Source organism: Streptomyces sp. NPDC001922 (assembly GCF_042891165.1).
Taxonomy (GTDB): domain Bacteria; phylum Actinomycetota; class Actinomycetes; order Streptomycetales; family Streptomycetaceae; genus Streptomyces.
In genome coordinates, this window is the sequence record NZ_JBIASV010000014.1 from 77422 (window position 1) to 94665 (window position 17244).

Annotated in this window: 13 protein-coding genes; 5 read left to right on the forward strand and 8 right to left on the reverse strand. The window is 69.9% G+C overall.

The annotated features are described in order from the left end of the window. Window positions 1-12: 12 nt before the first annotated feature. From ACFYYR_RS25295 to ACFYYR_RS25310, 4 genes are all read right to left on the reverse strand, one after another. Window positions 13-1329 (reverse strand): MFS transporter, encoded by a 1317-nt coding sequence (locus ACFYYR_RS25295; RefSeq protein ID WP_388857820.1) that lies wholly within the window; start codon window positions 1327-1329, stop codon window positions 13-15. Window positions 1330-1438: 109 nt separating this feature from the next. Then, the gene (locus ACFYYR_RS25300; protein WP_388857823.1) at window positions 1439-2332 is read right to left on the reverse strand and encodes an SMP-30/gluconolactonase/LRE family protein; all 894 of its coding nucleotides are present in this window, start codon (window positions 2330-2332) and stop codon (window positions 1439-1441) included. A gap of 20 nt (window positions 2333-2352) precedes the next feature. After that, window positions 2353-3300, reverse strand: coding sequence for a sugar kinase (locus ACFYYR_RS25305; protein WP_388857826.1), 948 nt, complete (start codon window positions 3298-3300; stop codon window positions 2353-2355). Beyond that, window positions 3297-3935, reverse strand: coding sequence for a bifunctional 4-hydroxy-2-oxoglutarate aldolase/2-dehydro-3-deoxy-phosphogluconate aldolase (locus ACFYYR_RS25310; protein WP_388857829.1), 639 nt, complete (start codon window positions 3933-3935; stop codon window positions 3297-3299). The genes ACFYYR_RS25305 and ACFYYR_RS25310 overlap by 4 nt, the downstream gene beginning before the upstream one ends. Window positions 3936-4036: 101 nt before the next feature. On the opposite strand from ACFYYR_RS25310, the gene ACFYYR_RS25315 reads away from it, so the two are divergent. Continuing rightward, window positions 4037-4846 (forward strand): SDR family NAD(P)-dependent oxidoreductase, encoded by an 810-nt coding sequence (locus ACFYYR_RS25315; protein ID WP_388857832.1) that lies wholly within the window; start codon window positions 4037-4039, stop codon window positions 4844-4846. A 246-nt stretch (window positions 4847-5092) separates the two neighbouring features. Here ACFYYR_RS25315 and ACFYYR_RS25320 read toward each other — a convergent pair whose 3' ends face one another. Both ACFYYR_RS25320 and ACFYYR_RS25325 read right to left on the reverse strand, forming a co-directional pair. Continuing rightward, a complete protein-coding gene (locus ACFYYR_RS25320; protein WP_388857835.1) occupies window positions 5093-5761 on the reverse strand; it encodes a GntR family transcriptional regulator in 669 nt (222 codons plus the stop codon). Between the two features lie 255 nt (window positions 5762-6016). Beyond that, a complete protein-coding gene (locus tag ACFYYR_RS25325; RefSeq protein ID WP_388857838.1) occupies window positions 6017-7309 on the reverse strand; it encodes an RICIN domain-containing protein in 1293 nt (430 codons plus the stop codon). A gap of 592 nt (window positions 7310-7901) precedes the next feature. Here ACFYYR_RS25325 and ACFYYR_RS25330 point away from each other — a divergent pair. Then, window positions 7902-8300 carry a hypothetical protein gene (locus ACFYYR_RS25330; RefSeq protein WP_388857841.1) on the forward strand — a complete coding sequence of 133 codons (399 nt, stop codon included), beginning with the start codon at window positions 7902-7904 and terminating at the stop codon, window positions 8298-8300. Between the two features lie 246 nt (window positions 8301-8546). Further along, window positions 8547-9578: a hypothetical protein gene (locus ACFYYR_RS25335; RefSeq protein ID WP_388857844.1), complete on the forward strand. Its 1032-nt coding sequence runs from the start codon at window positions 8547-8549 to the stop codon at window positions 9576-9578. A gap of 96 nt (window positions 9579-9674) precedes the next feature. Here ACFYYR_RS25335 and ACFYYR_RS25340 read toward each other — a convergent pair whose 3' ends face one another. Continuing rightward, on the reverse strand, window positions 9675-11327 hold the full coding sequence (locus ACFYYR_RS25340; protein ID WP_388857847.1) for a sigma-70 family RNA polymerase sigma factor: 1653 nt from the start codon (window positions 11325-11327) through the stop codon (window positions 9675-9677). 1073 nt (window positions 11328-12400) lie between these two features. Further along, a complete protein-coding gene (locus ACFYYR_RS25345) occupies window positions 12401-14050 on the reverse strand; it encodes an NPCBM/NEW2 domain-containing protein (protein WP_388857850.1) in 1650 nt (549 codons plus the stop codon). Between the two features lie 1026 nt (window positions 14051-15076). Here ACFYYR_RS25345 and ACFYYR_RS25350 point away from each other — a divergent pair. Together ACFYYR_RS25350 and ACFYYR_RS25355 are read left to right on the forward strand one after the other, a co-directional pair. Then, the gene (locus ACFYYR_RS25350; protein ID WP_388857853.1) at window positions 15077-15679 is read left to right on the forward strand and encodes a carbonic anhydrase; all 603 of its coding nucleotides are present in this window, start codon (window positions 15077-15079) and stop codon (window positions 15677-15679) included. Then, complete coding sequence (locus ACFYYR_RS25355; RefSeq protein WP_388857855.1) at window positions 15676-17205, forward strand: SulP family inorganic anion transporter; 1530 nt, start codon at window positions 15676-15678, stop codon at window positions 17203-17205. The genes ACFYYR_RS25350 and ACFYYR_RS25355 overlap by 4 nt, the downstream gene beginning before the upstream one ends. Window positions 17206-17244: the final 39 nt, after the last annotated feature.

Sequence of the window (17244 nt, forward strand, 5' to 3'; positions counted from 1 at the left end):
TGCGGGCGCGGGTCAGCTCGGTTGTGTGTGCGGGATGCTGTCGCGCGCGGTCTCCCGGCCCGTGAAGACCGCGATGGCCGTGATCAGACAGGCCGCCACGACGTAGAGGGCGATGGGGCTGGTGGAGTGGGAACCCGCCAGGAGAGCGGTCCCGATGAAGGGTGCGGTGCCGCCGAAGATCGCCCCGCCGAACTCCCGTCCGACACTGATACCGCTGTAGCGGACGCGGGTGTCGAACTGCTCGGCCACCAGCGCCGCCTGCGGGCCGAAGACCATGTCCTTGGCGAACGGGATGGCGAGCACCATGGCCAGGAAGACCAGGGGTGTGCTCTTGGTCTCCAGCAGCCGGAAGAACGGGAAGACGTAGACGATGGTGAAGCCCAGACCGATGGAGACCATGACCCGGCGGCCGATCCGGTCGGACAGCCAGCCCCAGAAGGGGATGGCGACGATCTCCAGCGCCGAGGCCAGCGCAATGGCCCACAGCATGGTCGACTTCGGAAGGGACAGGGTCTGTGTGGCGTAGGACAGCGAGAACGCCTGGATGAGGTAGCCCCAGACGAAGCCGGACACGGTGATACCGAGTGTGCGCAGGACCGCCCCCGGCTGCTCCTTGATCGTGACCAGGATCGGGAAGCGTACGGTCCGGCCGCTTCCGTCGAGATCGGAGAAGACCGGGGTTTCGTCGATGCCGTGCCGGACCCACAGCCCGAACAGCACCAGGGCGGCGCTCAGCAGGAACGGAATGCGCCAGCCCCATGCCATGAAGGCGCTGTCGGGCATCATGGACACCAGGCCGAACACGGCGCTCGCCAGGACGAATCCGGCTCCGGTGCCCATGGCCGGGATCGCCCCGTACAGGCCGCGCTTGCCCGGTGGCGCGTTCTCCACGGTCAGCAGGGTGGCGCCGGCGAACTCGCCGCCCGCCGCGATTCCCTGACAGATTCTCAGAGTGATCAGCAGTATCGGGGCCCAGATGCCGACCTCCGCATGAGTCGGCAGGAGGCCGACAAGGGTGGTCGCCACACCCATCACCATCATCGTGGCCAGCAGGACGTACTTGCGGCCGACGCGGTCGCCGAGGTGGCCGAAGAGTATGCCGCCGATGGGCCGCGCGGCGAAGCCGACGGCAAAGGTGGCGAACGCGGCCAGGGTCCCGCCCGTGGAGGAGGAGCCGAAGAACAGCGGCCCGAACACCAGCGCGGAGGCGAGCCCGTAGAGGTTGAAGTCGTACCACTCCATAACGGTGCCGATGGTGCTCGCCACCATCGTCCGCCGGCTGTCCGCCGACTGCTTCGGACCGGTGTCGGTCACTACTGGAGAACTCATCCGTGGGTCACAGCCTTCACTGGAGAGAAGAGGAGGGAGTGAGGAAGAAAGTATGCGATATACGAAATGAAGGCTAGAGGTCGTTGCAGGGAAGTTTTCTGATGATTCATCAGGGCAGGGAGATCCCCCTGCCGCCGCCCTCGGGGCCGAAGGCATATGCGGGCGGTGCCGTCATCGCACACGGCCGCACGAGTACGGCACCGGCGAGGGGGTCGGGCGGGTCCATCCGGTGACGGGCCGTCGTCACGAACACGCACCCGCCGCCGAGGGCGACACTGGTCGGCTGGCGGGTGGGCAGTTTCTCCAGAAGCACCGGGCTTCCACGCGGGGCGTAGCGACGCACCTGGGCCCCACCCCAGAGCGCGACCCACAGATGCCCCTCGTCATCGACGGTCATACCGTCGGGACGCCCCTCGTCCGCACTGAACCTCGCGAAGACCTCCCCCGGGCCCAGTTCACCGGATGCCGGCTCGACGGGGAACCGGTGGATGACTCTCCGCGCGCTGTCCGCGAGGTACATGACCGTGCCGCACGGGGTGAACGCCGGCCCGTTGGGTACGGTCAGGCCGCTCAGCACGCACTGAACACCGCCGTCGTGGTCCACCCGGTACAGCGACCCCGCACCCCGGGCGCCGGTCACTTCCATGCTTCCGGCCCAGAATCGTCCCTGGGGATCGCATGCGGCGTCGTTCATCCTCATGCGTACCGGCGCCCGCTCCTCGGGCCGGGACAGCCAGCGCAGGGGTTCACCAGGGCCCACCAGGGCGATACCGGCACCCGCAGCGGCGATCCACTCCCCCGGGCGTCCGGCGACCGGCGCCACCGCGCCCAACGGCACCCCGAGGCTCAGCAGTCGACGCGGCCGGTCGCCCGGCGGGGCGTCGTCCTGGTACAGCACGCCCCGTAAGAGGTCGACGAAGATCAGGGCGTCCTCGTGCCAGCGCGCCCCTTCGGCGAGGTGGTACCGGTCCCGGCTCCGGACACGCCACGCTCCGGCTCTCACACCCCTCCCGCACGGCCCGCTCATCGGAGGGTGCTGCCGGGCTCGGCCCGCAGCAGGTCGAGTTCGTGGTGGCCGGGCAGGCCCTCCCAGTCCCCGACCGTGGCAACGGCGAACGCACCGGCGGTGACGGCCCGGTCGAGCCGCAGTTCGACCGGGCCGCCGTCCAGCACGCCGGACAGGTAGCCGGCGACAAAGGCGTCTCCCGCGCCCACGGTGTCCCGGACCGGGACAGCGACCGCGTCCCGGGTGATGGTCCGGGCTGCGGTGAACACGTCGGCGCCGACGGATCCTCGCTTGACGACGACTTCGCCCACCCCACGAGAGAGCAGCGCTTCGATCCGTGCGGCCTCCGTCGCGGCCTCCGCGGGAGCGACCACGCTCAGCTCGTCGTCGGAGGCCACCAGGACATCCACATGCGGGACGAGGGGGCGCAGTACTCGCGCCGCCTCTTCCCGGGACCACAGTTTTCCCCGGTAGTTGACATCCAGACACACGGTCATTCCCTGCCGGCCGGCGTCCCGGACGGCCGAATGCACGGCACGGGCCGGCCCGGGGCCGAGCGCGGGGGTGACACCGGTGAGGTGGAGGATGCGCGCCCCTTCGGTGAGTGCCGCGTCGAGGTGGACGGGGGCGAGGCGCGATCCGGCCGAGCCGGTGCGGAAGTAGGCCACTCGCACCAGGTCGGCAACCCGGGGTTCGAACACCACCAACCCGGTGGGACCTTCCTCGGTGGTGACGGCACGGGAGACGTCGACACCTTCGGCACGCAGGGTGCGCCGTACCAGTCGTCCGAATTCGTCGTCGCCGGTGAGCCCCACCCAGCGGACCGCATGGCCGAGCCGGGCGAGGCCGATCGCCACATTGGCCTCGGCTCCGGCCACCGACAGCCGTAGCGAGCCACCGAGCATCAGGGGCTGTTCCGCACGCAGGGCCGCCATGGCCTCGCCGAACGTGAGGACCTCGGTCACGATGCCACCTCCTGGGCGACGGCTCGGAACTCGGCGATCCGTCGGCCGAGTCCGGCCGGGCTGCCGCCCGATGCCGCGTCACCGACCAAGGGGCCGCCCACACCGACGGCGGTGGCTCCGGCCGCCAGATAGTCCCGGGCGGTGCGGGCGTCCACACCGCCGACCGGAACGAAGGAGACTTCGGGGAAAGGGTCGCGCAGCGCCCTCAGGTGGGGAACACCTCCCAGACTCGCGGGGAACAGCTTGACCGCGGTGGCACCCTCGTCGACCGCGGACGCCACCTCCGTCGGTGTCACCGCGCCCGCGAGGACGGGCAGGCCCAGATCGCGCGCTTCCGCAACGGCGTCCGTCACCCCGGGAGTCACGACGAAGGCCGCTCCCGCCTCGGCTGCCAGGTGTGCCTGACGTGGCGTCACCACGGTGCCCGCGCCGAGTACGGTGTCGGGCCCGAGATGCCGGCGAGCTCTTGCGAGGACACCCAGGGCGTCGGCGCAGGTGAGCGAGACCTCGACGACGTCGATGCCCTCCTCGACAAGGGTGATGACCGTGGAGAGCGCCATGCGGGGGTCACTCCCCCGGACGATGGCCAGCAGCCTGCGCGTTCGCAGGGCAGTGATGAGATCAGCGGGAAGCACAGAACCTCCGTAGGCTTCTTCCCAGTAAATTTAGTAGATCGTATACTTTTCTTGTCGCTCTTCAACCCCGCGCCGACGCGCACACGAAAGGTGCCTCCACCATGACGCGAACAGCCCTGGTCACCGGTGCGGCCGGCGGTATCGGCCGCGCCGTCGCAGCCCGCCTGGCAGCCGACGGCTGCCAGGTCGCCGGGCTGGATCTCACCGACCCCGAGCTGCCGGGGGTCGCCTTCCACCAGGCCGATGTGACAGAGGCTCACGAGGTGGCCCGGGCCGTCCGGAAGGTCGTCGAGGACCACGGGAGGATCGACGTCCTCGTCCTGTGCGCGGGCATCACGCGGGGCGGCCCGCTGCACTCCACCTCCGAGGAGGACTGGAACGCCGTCCTGACGGCCAACCTCACCTCGGTCTTCCTCTGCGTGCGGGAAGTGCTGCCCTCGATGATCGAGGCCGAGTCGGGCGCAGTGGTCGCCATCGGCTCGGTGCTGCACCGTACGGCGGCCCCAGGACTCCCCGCCTACGCGGCCGCCAAGGGCGCCATAGCCGCGCTGATCCGTCAGCTCGCCGTCGACTACGGCCGCCACGGCATATCGTTCGTCACCGTCTCGCCCGGGTGGGTGCGCACACCGGCCACCGAGTCACGGCTCGCCGGGGCGGCGGACCTGAACCGACTGCGCGAAAGCAATCCGGTCCGCGCTCTGGGCAGCCCCGAGCACATCGCGGGCGCCGTGGCCTACGCGGCCTCCCCCGAGGCGTTCATGCTCACCGGCTCCGAATGGGTGCTGGACGCCGGCGCGTCCGTGGTCAGCCCGGCGAGCCTGCTCCGGGACGGCCACCGGCAGCAGATGGGACTGCCTCCGCTCTCGTCGCCGCCCGCACTCCCCTCACAGCGCACGCCGCCCGAGTCGTGACCGATCCGGCCGATGGGCGGACGGCGAGCCAGGTCCGCTCCGGCCGGTCTTCATCGAGCAGGGGCGGCGATGTGTACGGTGCAGCGCCTCCCGCAAGCAGTTGGGAGAACATCGCAGCGCGGGGCACCGCCGAGCCGGAAGCCGGGGAGCCGCTTGCCCGCACCGGACACATCCGGCCGAGCCCGACAGGGCGGCGAGCGGCGGAGGCCCGGTCTCGCCGTCCCACGAAGAGCGGCCGGACGGTGACTACTCGCCGCTCGTACCCTCGCGGCTCGCCTGAGAGACGGTGTGCGTGCGAACGGCCTCCGCCACCGCCTCGGCATCGCTCCCGCGGAGCGCCTCGATGATCGCGTCATGCTCGTCGACCACCGTCCACCAGGCTTGTTCGTCCGTCGGGGAGACAAGGCGGTACCGGCGTACGGTGAGCAGCAGCTGTTCGGTCAGCTCCACGAGGATGCGGTAGCCGCTGGCCTCCGCGAGAATCCGGTGGAAGTCGGCGTTCAGCTCCGGGAGGCTTTCCACCTCCCCCTTGTCCAACTGCTTCCGCATGGACCGCTGCACCCGTTGGAGATCGGCGAGCAGTTTCGCGGAAACGTTGCCCACGGCCAGCCTGCCGACCAGGCCCTCGATCGCCTCCCGCGCCAGGAAGACTCCGTGGATCTCCTTCTGGTCGATTTCGGCCACCATCACTCCGGAATGGACCCGGGAGACCACCAGTCCCTCGGACTGCAGCCGCTTGACGGCTTCACGAATGGGGATCTTGCTGACCCCCAGGTTCCTCGCGAGTTCGTCCATGTTGATGCGTTCGCCCGGGCGGAGAGCTCCTCCGACGATGGCGGTGTGGAGGTTGTCGTAGACAAGCTCCGCCTTGCTCTTCGCCACCGGCAACCGCGCTGCCCACTCCTTCTGCCCCATACATGCATCGTATGCGATATCCCGAGGGCTCCGGGCAGGTGAGGCATGGCTCACCGGCCCGGGAGACCGGAGCCTCCCGGGCCGGCGCGCGTCACCGCCGTGGACCACGGCCTCGTCCGCCTGCGCCAGGCGCACCCACCATTTGGTTGCGGGACATCATCCGCACGTCCCACCGCGGGGGCCGGCCGGCACGCGCCCCGGGCCCGTCACACACGGTGCACTCGCTCCGTGGCGTGACAGGCCGGGGAGCCGCCGTCAGCCGGCGGTCTGCATGCCGAACCAGCTGCCCCCTCCCCGTGCGGTCACGATCGGCGAGGCGCCCTTGGAGTTGGCCCGGCCATCGGCCTTGAGCTTCCGCCCCGTCTCACGGTTCACCATCTCGTAGCGATCCGCCGAGGATCCACGCCCCGAGGGCATCCACCACTGCTGACGCCCGTCGCCCGCCTTGCACGCGGCGAACGTGGCCGCTGCGCGGTCACCCGACGCAGCGGTCAGGCACTTGCCCTTCACCGTGAAGGTGAAGTACCCGTCCTTGTCGATGGCACGGCTCCAGGACTGTTCGGCACCGGTCCCACAGGTGCTCTGCACCACCCCGGCACCGTCCGCGGTGAGGCACTTCCCGCCGGCCTTGTTGGCCAGTCGCATCTTCAGCGGCTTCATGGGCTGGTCAGTGATCAGATACGGGCTGTTGGCGACATTCTCCTTGGGGTTCCGGGCCAGCGGACTGCCCGATGCGGGGCGCGGGTGGAAGTAGTGGAACTCGTCCTTGGCACAGTCCAGGACGACAGTGGCCATGGTGTCGTTACAACGGGGGGTCCTGTCGTACCCGCGGCAGATGGGGTCACCGCCCTGGTCACGCTTGTTGTTGCAGTGGTTCACGCCGAATTGGTGAATCAGCTCGTGCGTCACGGCGGGCACGGTCGCGCAGCCCCAGGAGACCGCCGCCCGGCCCGTGTGGAGGTCGGCACGTCCCTTCGGTTTGAATATGGTGGACACTCCGCAGCCTCGGGCACCGTTGTCGTAGAAGTAGACCGGCCGGGTTCGCTTGAAGCGCTCCCGACTGGCCCGGTCGGCCTTGCGCATCACCGCCGCGACGGCGGCTTGGGCCTTCATCCGCGTGGCGCCGAAGGACGGCCGTGCGGGGAGCCCTTCGACGCCGACGGACATGACGTCGATACGGCAGTTCTTGTCCTGGACGAAGCGCAGGCGCCTGCTGTCGCCCTGGCCGAAGCGCTTGGCGCTTGCTTCGAAGACCTGGTCGGAGTTCCACATGACGCGCTGGATGTTCGGTACGGCCTTGGCGGAGTTGTCCTTGCCGGCCGTGTGCACGTAGACGGCCTGGTACCAGCCCTTCTTCGGACTGTCCTGGTCATCGCAGGCCACGGGCGGGGCCGCGGCGGAGGACGGTGCGGAGCCCGCGGACGGTTGACGGGGCTCCTCGTTCGCCCAGCCGGGCATGCCGATCGAGGTCCACCCCAGTGCCGCCACCACGGCGAGCGTGACCGGGATGGCCGTCTTGCGCGGCAGCTTGTGTCGGTTCCTTGGCACGTGTTCTCCCTGCGGAGTCGGTGCGAAGGGACTGCGGTCGTACGGGAGTTGAGAGGTCGCGGGGCGGACAGTACAGCCGTTGGCTCCGGTGGGCCAAATCCCACGGCTGAACGTAAAGCGTTGGCAAAGCGCCGGGATGTCCGCCGCCTGCGCCGGTCCTTCCCCGTGACAACCCACCAACTACGAGGAGCCGGCAGGAGGCGACTGCGTCACGCGGTTCCGGAGGTCGCACTCCCCGCGGTGCCCCCGCTCACACCGAGCGGGGGCACCGCCCGAACCCCCAACAGGCCCCCTCGGCCCACGAACGAGAGCAGTATCCCGTGCACATCCCCCAGACCCACCGCGGAGAGGCACCCCCGATCTCCCGGGAGACGGCCACGACAGACGGGCCGGGAGCGTCCCGGCGCCCGAGCCCGCCGAGCGGGCGCACTCGCACCATCCCGGCCTGCGGGCCCCAGGCCGATCCGGTCACCACCGTGTTGCAGTCCGCCGTCACCGGCACCCGGGGCTCCCGGGTCCGGGTTGCCGACACCCTTCGGCCTCGACCGGTCCTGCCGCACAGCCCTTCCGGGAACGGCGGGAAGGAAACCCGATGAGTGACCACGGCAACCCCGCCCTGCAAGCTCTTCCGGACAACATGGCGGAACTGCAGGTGGTGCTGCTGCTCCGCTGGGAGGACATCTCCTCACTCGGCAGGGAAGCAAGCCGTCTGGCCGCCAAGCGCAATGGCCCCGTGAGCCTGGCCGAGGCCGCCAGCCATCGCCTGCGCACCTGGTCTGCCGTCTCCAACGGAGGCAGCGAGGAGAAGACGGAGCCGGCCCGGCAGATTCCGGCAATCACCGCACCGCAGGGCCCCGAGATGCGAGCACCGTTCCGGGCCGCCGGCGCCGGAGGGGAGACCCCACCGCCCCTCGCCCCCCAAGGGCCTGGTGGCGTGTCGCAGGCACGGATCCCGGCCGCTGTGGACGACGGACGGGCCGGGCACCGATAGCCACAGCTCATGTGCCGTGGTTTTCGGCGGCGCACGACCGACGAGGCACACGGCCCGCCCGGCGCCCGGGAACCCTCCCGCACCGGGCGCCGCAACAGGACCGGGGCAGCGCCCCACCGCCCCCAGCCGGGGCGTTGCCCCTTCCTCGTCGGTACCGACAGCACAGCGGGACCTGCCGGTACGGAAACGGCATCACCGTCCGGTCTCACACCACCCGTCTATAAGGACAAACCCTCCATGCACTCTGTGACCACTCGTGTGCGTCGAGCGCGACGGGCCGACGCCTTGACCGCGGCCATCCCCTGGCCTCCGGCCGCCTACGAGGCGCTGAGGCGTCTGGCGCCGCTGGCCGCGCTGACCGGCGCGCTGCCCCGGTCCGCCTCCTCGCGGGCCGCCCCCAGCAGAATCGTCCGGCGGCTGGAACGCCGTCGGCAGTGGTCCGGTACGAGCGACAGCACCGTGGGCCAGTACATACGTCGTGGCCATCCGGGCGCCCTCACCGTCCTCGTCGAGCGGCACTACCCGGCGGTCCACAGCTATCTCCGCACCTGCCTGACCGAACCCGGCCCCGTGGAGTGGGCGACCGAGGAGACGTTCCGTCGCGCGTACCAGGCGACCGAACGGGGAACCGACGTCTTCATGGTGTGGCGCATCCAGCTGCTCGCCACCGCACGGACCGTTGCGATGCGGGTATGGGCGCAGGACACCCTCTCACCGGGTATCACCACCGAGTTCCGGCAATGGGCGGCGAGCGGGGGCACCTGGCCCATCGAGGCCCGCGTCGCACTCTCCGACGCCTATACGCACCTGCCGATGCGCTGGCAGACCGCACTGTGGCACTCCGTCATCGAGTGCGATGATCCCGCCGTGCTGGGAAAGGTCCTCGGAGTCCCGAAGGAAAAGGTGCCATTGTTCAGCGACCGGGCGCGGGGGGCGCTCCGGGACTCCTACTTGGCCGCCTACCGACGGAAGGTGGAGAACCGGCTGCCGTGCCTGGTGTACGCCCAGGGCCGCAGTCTGCATCCCGTCGGCGCATCGGAGCACTGGTCCGACAGCCATCAGGCTCAGTGCACCTTCTGCGGTCAGGTGGAGTCGGATCTGTCCGATCTCGACCACCAGCTCCGTGCTCAGCTTCCGGAGAAGCTGCTCGGCTGGTGGAACGACACCGCCTACCGGGAGATGCGCAGGAGCTCGCACCCGTCGGTCGACAAGGCCCTGTCCCTCGCACGACGGATCCGATCCGGTGAATGCCGACGAACGGTCGGCAGGCACCTGTAGGGCCGCGGCAGGCCGGTGTTCGCTTCCCTCGACGGCGAGCGAACACCGTTCCCGTGGGCGGGGACACGGACGAGGCTCACCGCGCCCCCGCCGGTGTCATCCAGGAATCAGGTCATCCACATCGCCGTCGTGACGAAAGTGCAGTGAAGGTGACCCGTAGTAGTGGTGCAGTGTTCCCATCTCGGGTCCATGGGGTTTGCCCTGACTGGCCTGCGCCCAGTCGTTCAGGCCCAGGTACATCGTGGCGCTGCCGTCGGTGAACGCGACGGTGCCCTTACTGCGGTTCACTCCCAGCCTCCAGACCTGCCGGCCGTCACCGCCGTCGCACGTCTGCTGGTCGACCGGGGCACGGTCCCGCCGGGTGCCGGTGTGGCGCAGACACTTACGGGTCGCCGCGTTGCGCACCAGCACCCGTCGGCCGCCACCGGCGGGGACGACATCCCATGCCTGCGCGGCGCTCCCGTCGCACCCGGCCTCCTGAGGGCGGGCCCCCGCGGTGGGCACGGCGGCCGGGATCTCCATGCATCGTCCTGTGGAGTCGATGCGCAGCCTGGTACGCCCGGCAGGGCCGGGAGGCGGGTTCTCCTGCTCGGCCGGTGCCGGTGTGGGTGCTGTTGTCGGTGTGGGAGCGGGTGATGTCACCGTGCCCGACGAAGGTGTCCCGGACGGATGCCGGGGAGTCGGGGCCGTCCGGCGCGGGGAGGGCCGGGAATCGGGCGGCGTCTGCGACACGGTCCCGCGGGGTCCTGAGGTGGTGGGTGTCCGCACAGCCTGCGGCGGCTCGGCGCCCGGCTCACCGGGCAGCAGCAGGTACCCGCCGGCCGTCACCGCCACCAAGGCCGCCAGGGCACCCGCGCGCCGTGGCAGCGAGAAGAGCGTGGAGTCCGCTGCGCCGCGCCCGGCTCCAGCCGGCACCGTTGAAGGGACCTGCGGGACCTGCCCCTCCGCCCCGCCCGTAGCACAACCGGCCTCCCGCATCTCCGGGTAGGCAGTGCCGCCCCAGAGAAGGACGGCGCCCGGCAGCACGGCCCGCAGGCGGCTGTTGAGTTCGACCAGGTCGATCTGGGCTCGGCGGCATGCGTCGCACTGCTCCAGATGGCGCGCCAGGTCCTTGTCCGGCCGCCGGCCCGGCCGCCGGAGCGTGATCGCCAACTGCTTGCCGTAGTGCCGGCATTCCTCGCTGACCTCACCGCGGTGGGCATGGACACTCAGATATGCCTCGCGCAGGCCTTCCCGCGCCCGCTCGACCAAGGACCCCACACCGCTTGCGCTGAGACCCATCATGGTGCCCACACTGGACGCCGGCTCCCGCTCGACGAGGACGTGCCAGAGCGCGGCCTGCCACCGTTCGGGCAGGGTCCGGAAGCTCCGGACCACCAGATCCTCGTCCTCGCGGCGCAGCACGAACTGTTCACCGTCGTCGACCGGTGCGACGTTCCGGGCGTGGCTCTCGACATCGTCGGTGAGTTCGCCCCGCCGCCTCGTGTCGGCCCAGTCGATGGCGGTACGCCGCACCACCGTGAGCAGGTAGGGACGCCAGGTTCCTGCGGGGCCGCCGCCCCGCTGCACGGCATGGATGGTCTGCACGAACGCCTCGGAGGTCAGGTCCTCGGCGGTGTGGGGGTCCCGGCTGCAGGTTCCGGCGAAGGCGCGGACCGGGATCCGGTGGCGCCGGTAGAGCTCGGCGAGTTCGGCATCCGCGGGCTCACCGCGGCGTATCGAATCCGTCAGTTCCGCATCGGAAAGCACGCTGACGGATGCATGGTTGGGGCGAGTTGCCATGAAGTTCCTGCTTCACGTGGGTACGAACGCGTCCCGGGACCGGATTCGGAAACGACTGGCCCGAGGACACTTCGGGGGTGGAGGCAACGACGGCTCGATGCCTTGTTTCGCCGTCCGTTCGCTGACGGACCGACGGACGGCCGAAGCGCGGGCCGTCACGCACCGCAGGGGCGACTTCCGTGGTTCCCCTTGCCTACCCAACCTGCGGAACCCCTGCTGGGCACCAGCATGCCGCATGGGCCGACCGCGGCGGAAACCGGGGCGGGGCGTCGGCCACGCGGGGGTCGGGCGGGTGCAGAGGGCAGGTTCGCGACATTGAGGTAAAGCATTGGCAAAGCGGCGGGATGCTGCGGCCTTCCACCAGTCCCCCGCTTCGAGAGCCCCAACAGCCGAAGGAGGACGACCGACCCTGACCCATGAAGGAGCACTTCTCCGGTCCCCTTGCCCTGTCCCTGCCGGGGAGTGCTCCATCCATGACGACATGACGGCCTGACCACCGTCTCCGCCTTGAATCCGGCCCGGGCCCCGCGGGGCCGGGGCCTACTCCGACTCACCCTGCTCTCCCAACCACCAACCACCAAGGAGCCTGACACGTGGCCGATCACCACTCGTCACGCTGCAGATGGACGACGATGCCCGCACGGCCCCTTCCGGTCTCCCGGACCGACCGACGGCACCCCGGGCACCACCCGATCCTCGCTCGACGTCGGGGCACAGCACGGCCGTACTGCTCCCGCACCCCCGGCCACCCGGGGCAGGGGCTTCGGTGAGCGCAACAACGTCTGGCGCGTGGGATCGCAGGCTCCGGCTCACCCGACGACGAATTCCTGGCCATCGACGGATTCGACCGACGAAGGGCGGCCCGACGGTCGCGGGCGCGACCCCAGGGAGGGTGAGCTGCCCCGGCCCCGGGGGCAGTTGGAGGGCCGGGGCAGCGGTTCGGAAGTCGGGGCCGGAGTGCCGATGCTTCCTGCTCCGGCGACGACAGGCGGCACCGACGGGACGCACCGGTGCAGGGCGGCTTCGCACGACAGCGTGGGTCAGGCGCAGGTGATCCGCGGTTCTGCCCAGTCGGCGTGGTCGGATGTCCTGCCGTCCCCGCCGTCCGTGACCACGAGCCGGAGTACGGAACCTCCGGACAGGTCAGCGGTCAGCCGTTCGGCCGGGTCGTCGGTCGTGAGCAGTCCGCTGTCCGCGACCTTCGTGGAGTCGCGGAGCACCCGGAAGACGGCTGTCCCGCGGGTGGAGCTCTCGTCATCGATACCGACGTCGACCGTCAGCCTGGAGCACCGGCCCCCGAGGTGATAGGTGACCTCGCTGGGGGCATGGACGCCCAGGCCGCGCAGGTAGGAGGCTCCCTGAATCGTGATGGGGCCGCCGTCACCCGGGGCCCGCTCACCGTTGCTGGTGTCGGTCTCGACCGGTCCCCAGCCATTGGTGACGCTGGTGGGGACCAGGGCGCTGAGCCCCGACGTACCAGCGGGCGGCGTACCGAGGCCGCCGTCCCGGGCAACCCGGTACATCACTACGCCGTGGGAGGGAACGGATGCGCTGATCGTGCCCTGCGAGGTACTGCCCTTCTTGCTCCACAGATCGCGCAGGGCGTAGGAGGAGGCCTCGGGCAGTCCGATGGCCCTCGCGCTGGTCGTCACAGTGGCGGGTTCATTCGTCTCGTTGAACAGCACCACCGCCCGGTCGCCGTTGGCCAACGGCTTGGAGAAGACGGTCCTGCCGCCTTCGGAAGAGACAACAGTTCCCTGCTTACCGAGGAGGTCCTGGTCGACGGCTATGACGTCCTCGTTGGTGAGGATGTCGAAGGTCTCCGCGGAAGCCTTGCGCAGATCCGTTCCGATCAGCAGCGGTGCCGCCATCACCGACCACAGGCTGAAGTGACTGCGGTACTCCGTCGCCGTCATGCCGCCGTTGCCGACCTCGAGCATGTCCGGGTCGTTCCAGTGTCCCGGGCCCGCGAAGTCGGCCAAGGTCTGATTCTTCTTGGTGATGGCGAGCATGCTCGCCCACTTGTCGGTGATGTCACCCGTGGTGCGCCACAGGTGGCCCACATCGGCCGCCCACTCCCAGGGCTCGTTCTCGCCCCACTCGCACACACTGAACACGATCGGGCGCCCCGTGTCCCGGAGCGCGTCGCGCATCTTGCGGTAGCGGGTCCTGGCGTCGACCCCCTGGTTGTTGCAGTTGTCGTACTTGAGGTAGTCCACCCCCCACGAGGCGAAGAGCCGTGCGTCCTGCTGCTCATGGCCGAGGGCGCCGGGGAATCCGTTCCGGGCACAGGTCTTGGTGCCGGCGCTGGTGTAGAGGCCGAACTTCAGGCCCCTGGCGTGCACATAGTCGGCCAGTGCCTTGATGCCGTGCGGGAAACGCGCGGGATCGGGCACCAGGTTCCCGTTGCCGTCACGGGTGCTCTTGGCCCAGCAGTCGTCGATGTTGACGTACTGGTACCCGGCCTTCTTCAGTCCCTTGGAGACGAAGAGGTCCGCGATGCCCTTCACCATCTCCTCGTTGAACTCCCGGCGGCAGTTGGTGGAGTTCCAGTTGTTGAAGCCCATGGGCGGGGTCAGTGCCAGCCCGTCTTCGACGGCGGCTGCCGGCGGGGCCACGGCGAGCTGGGCTCCCAGACCGGCCAGCCCGGCAGCGCCGAGGGAAGCAAGGAGCGAAAGCACGGTCCCCATACCCGCCACCCGGGTTCTCACAGTGGCCTTCTGCACGAACAGCTCCCATGGCTCGGTCACGCGCGTCCCCCCGGCGCGTGAGCAACGGATGACCTGGGGACCGCTGCTGATCGTCGATCACCCACGGAAACGATCAATCAGAATCAAACGGGATCCAACAGGTCGCCCCACATGAGACTCGGAATTCCGATCTCACGTCAAGCGTTCATCCCCAGAAATCCGCGCCACTCGACAACAAGGCTGGAAACCCATCGTGTTGAATTTTGTTGGAGACGCTCCGGAACGCGGACGAGGAGGGTCCCCTGCCGACGAGGCGACGCGGCTTCCGTCGGCACCGGACACCGCGCGAGCAGCACGGAGGAGTTCGGCGGCCGCCGCAGTGAAGCAGCGGACGCACGGCCGCCGCCGGTGCGACGTGACGGGTCCTCAGCCCGCTGACGCGGCCCCCGACGGCTGCTTTCGCGTCATAGTGCGACTGCTGTTGCCCCTGGGACTGATCGGACTTCCATCCTCGGAGGCCCCTGCATAAGCTGCGGCTCCGGCAGCGTGTACTGGACAGTAAGGGACAGGCATGGCTCAACCGGAAAGCCCTCAGGAAGAGCGCGGAGCCCCGGTGCCGCCTCCAGGACCTCCAGCTCGACGCACAGCAGGCGGCATGCGTCCCCTCGCACATCCCCTTCCCCTGGACGAGTTCGTGCCCGCAGGTACGGGCCACCGCCATGCGCGTCCGCCCCGCAGGATCGATGCGCACGGCGCGGCTCGTCTCGTCGACACCACCGATCGCCCCTGTCCCTGCGCTTCGGGCCCGTTGCTCAGGTAACACTTCGCGCACCTCCTCGGGCGGCGCCCCGCAGCCGGCTCCCCCCAGCGCCACGAACCGCTGTGAAGCTCCGCACCGCCCTCTCATCACGTGCCGACGAGCGCTTCGCGGCAACGACGTCTCCACCGCCCAGCGCCCGCCACTTCACCTCGCCCTCACCTCATCCCCTGCCGCTCGGCCGTCACCGGCCGCGCTGGAGGAACCTCATGCACACGTTCGTGAAGAACGTCCGAGCCTTCCGCAGGCACGTCGCCACCGAGCCAGGGTCATTCACCCGGCTGACGGACGGGCAGACTCCGCGGGCCCTGTTCATCAGCTGCTCCGACTCCCGCGTCATGCCGGCCCTCATCACCGGTGCCCGCCCCGGCGAACTCTTCGAGCTCCGCACCGTCGGGGGGATGGTCCCCGACCACCGACCGGACCGGCCGTCGAGCGAGGCGGCCACGGTCGAGTACGCCGTAGCCGTGCTCCGGGTCCCGGACATCGTGGTCTGTGGTCACTCCCACTGCGCAGCCGTGGGCGCGATGACCCGCCACGAGGACCTCTCGGCCACACCCGCCGTCCGCGACTGGCTCGCGCGGACCTCACCGGCCCCGAGCTCCGTGAACCCCACCACCCCCACCACCCCCGACCTCTCCGCAGCCGTCCAGGAACATGTGGTCCGCCAGCTCGGACGCCTGCGCGGCCACCCCTCCGTCAGTCGGCGCATTGCGGCCGGACGGCTACGCCTGCACGGCTGGTTCTACGAATTGGCCACGGGCTCGGTGCTTGTTCACCGGCCGGAGTCCAAGGTGTTCCTGCCGCTATGAACCGAGCCTTCACCTGCGGCCGATGCCGCGTACGGTTGCGACAGGGAGCACGGCAGAGCTCGGCCGATCTGCGTGCCGACATCACCGCTTCCGTCGTCGTCTCTCTGGTGGCCCTCCCCCTGTGTGTGGGTGTGGCCGTGGCATCCGGTGTACCCGCCGAACTCGGCCTGGTCACCGGCATCGTGGGAGGTCTCGTCACCGGGCTGCTACCCGGCAGCAGCCTGCAGGTGAGCGGCCCCGCCGCCGGCCTGACGGTCCTCGTCCTCCATGCCGTCAACGACTACGGGGTCGGCGCACTGGGATTCCTCGTGCTGGCCGCCGGGCTGATCCAGCTGGTGCTGGGTGCCTTGGGACTGGGCCGCTGGTTCCGGGCGATCTCCCTGGCAGTCGTCGAGGGGATGCTCGCGGGCATCGGCCTGATCCTGGTCGTCGGACAGCTCTACCCCATGGCGGATCAGCGCTCCCCCGGCTCCGTCGTCGCCGGTCTCATGGGTCTGCCCCGCCTGTTCACCGAGACGGCCGGTTCACCCCACACCCTGACCGCGGCTTGTCTCGGCACAGGCACCATCGCGGTCATGGCCCTGTGGAAGCATGTGCCGCGCCGTGTCCGTTCGGTCCCCTCGGCACTGGTCGCGGTGGCACTCTCGACTGCCTTGGCCACAGTCTTCCGGCTTCCTGTCGAGCGGGTGGACGTCCAGGGCCTGGCAAGTGCGATCCGACCGCCGTCCGCCGACGCACTCGGGCGGGTCGCGGAGGTCGGCGCCCTCGGAACCGTGCTGGCCATCGCGGTCATCGCTTCGGCGGAGAGCCTGTTCAGCGCCGCGGCCGTGGACCGGCTGCACACCGGCCCCACCACCGACTACGACAGGGAACTGCTCGCCCAGGGGGTGGGGAACGCGGTGTGCGGTGCTCTGGGTGCTCTGCCCATGACGGCGGTCATCGTGCGCAGCTCGGCCAACGTCCAGGCCGGTGCGCGCACCAAGGCGTCGCGGGTACTGCACGGCGTCTGGCTCCTGCTGTTCACGGCACTCATCCCGGGGGCTCTCGGTCTGATCCCGCTGGCGTCGCTCGCCGGAGTGCTCGTCTGCTCCGGCTGGCGCCTCGTACCGTGGCGGAGGCTCGGCCCCCTGTGGCGCCGGCACCGCGGTGAGGCCGTCGTCCTGGGGGCGACCGCCATCGGCATCGTGACGACCAGCATGTTCGAAGGGGTCCTGGCGGGACTGGCGCTCGCGGTGATGAAGACAGCCTGGGAGATGTCGGACGTCCGGGTCCGGGTCCGGGTCGACAGCGTCAACAACAGCACGGATTCGCTTCAGGTGACCGTCTCCGGCAACGCCACGTTCCTGCAGCTCCCCCGCATCCTCGGGGTACTGGACAAGCAGCCGAAGGAGCGAACCGTCGAACTGGACCTGCGGAACCTGCAACACCTCGATCACACCTGTCGCACCACGCTGGACGAATGGCTGTCCCGGCACAATGACGCAGCGGCGAGTGCGGCAACGCACAGCAGCCGTTCGGAGGAGTGAGAAGGCCTGTTGAACGGTGTGCCCGGCCGGGCTGCGGCC

What these genes read in the sequence shown, in the direction of transcription:
- ACFYYR_RS25295 (WP_388857820.1), bottom strand. Translation starts at nt 1,329, where the DNA reads ATGAGTTCTCCAGTAGTGACCGACACCGGTCCGAAGCAGTCGGCGGAC.
- ACFYYR_RS25315 (WP_388857832.1), top strand. Translation starts at nt 4,037, where the DNA reads ATGACGCGAACAGCCCTGGTCACCGGTGCGGCCGGCGGTATCGGCCGC.
- ACFYYR_RS25320 (WP_388857835.1), bottom strand. Translation starts at nt 5,761, where the DNA reads ATGGGGCAGAAGGAGTGGGCAGCGCGGTTGCCGGTGGCGAAGAGCAAG.
- ACFYYR_RS25330 (WP_388857841.1), top strand. Translation starts at nt 7,902, where the DNA reads ATGAGTGACCACGGCAACCCCGCCCTGCAAGCTCTTCCGGACAACATG.
- ACFYYR_RS25345 (WP_388857850.1), bottom strand. Translation starts at nt 14,050, where the DNA reads ATGGGGACCGTGCTTTCGCTCCTTGCTTCCCTCGGCGCTGCCGGGCTG.
- ACFYYR_RS25350 (WP_388857853.1), top strand. Translation starts at nt 15,077, where the DNA reads ATGCACACGTTCGTGAAGAACGTCCGAGCCTTCCGCAGGCACGTCGCC.
- ACFYYR_RS25355 (WP_388857855.1), top strand. Translation starts at nt 15,676, where the DNA reads ATGAACCGAGCCTTCACCTGCGGCCGATGCCGCGTACGGTTGCGACAG.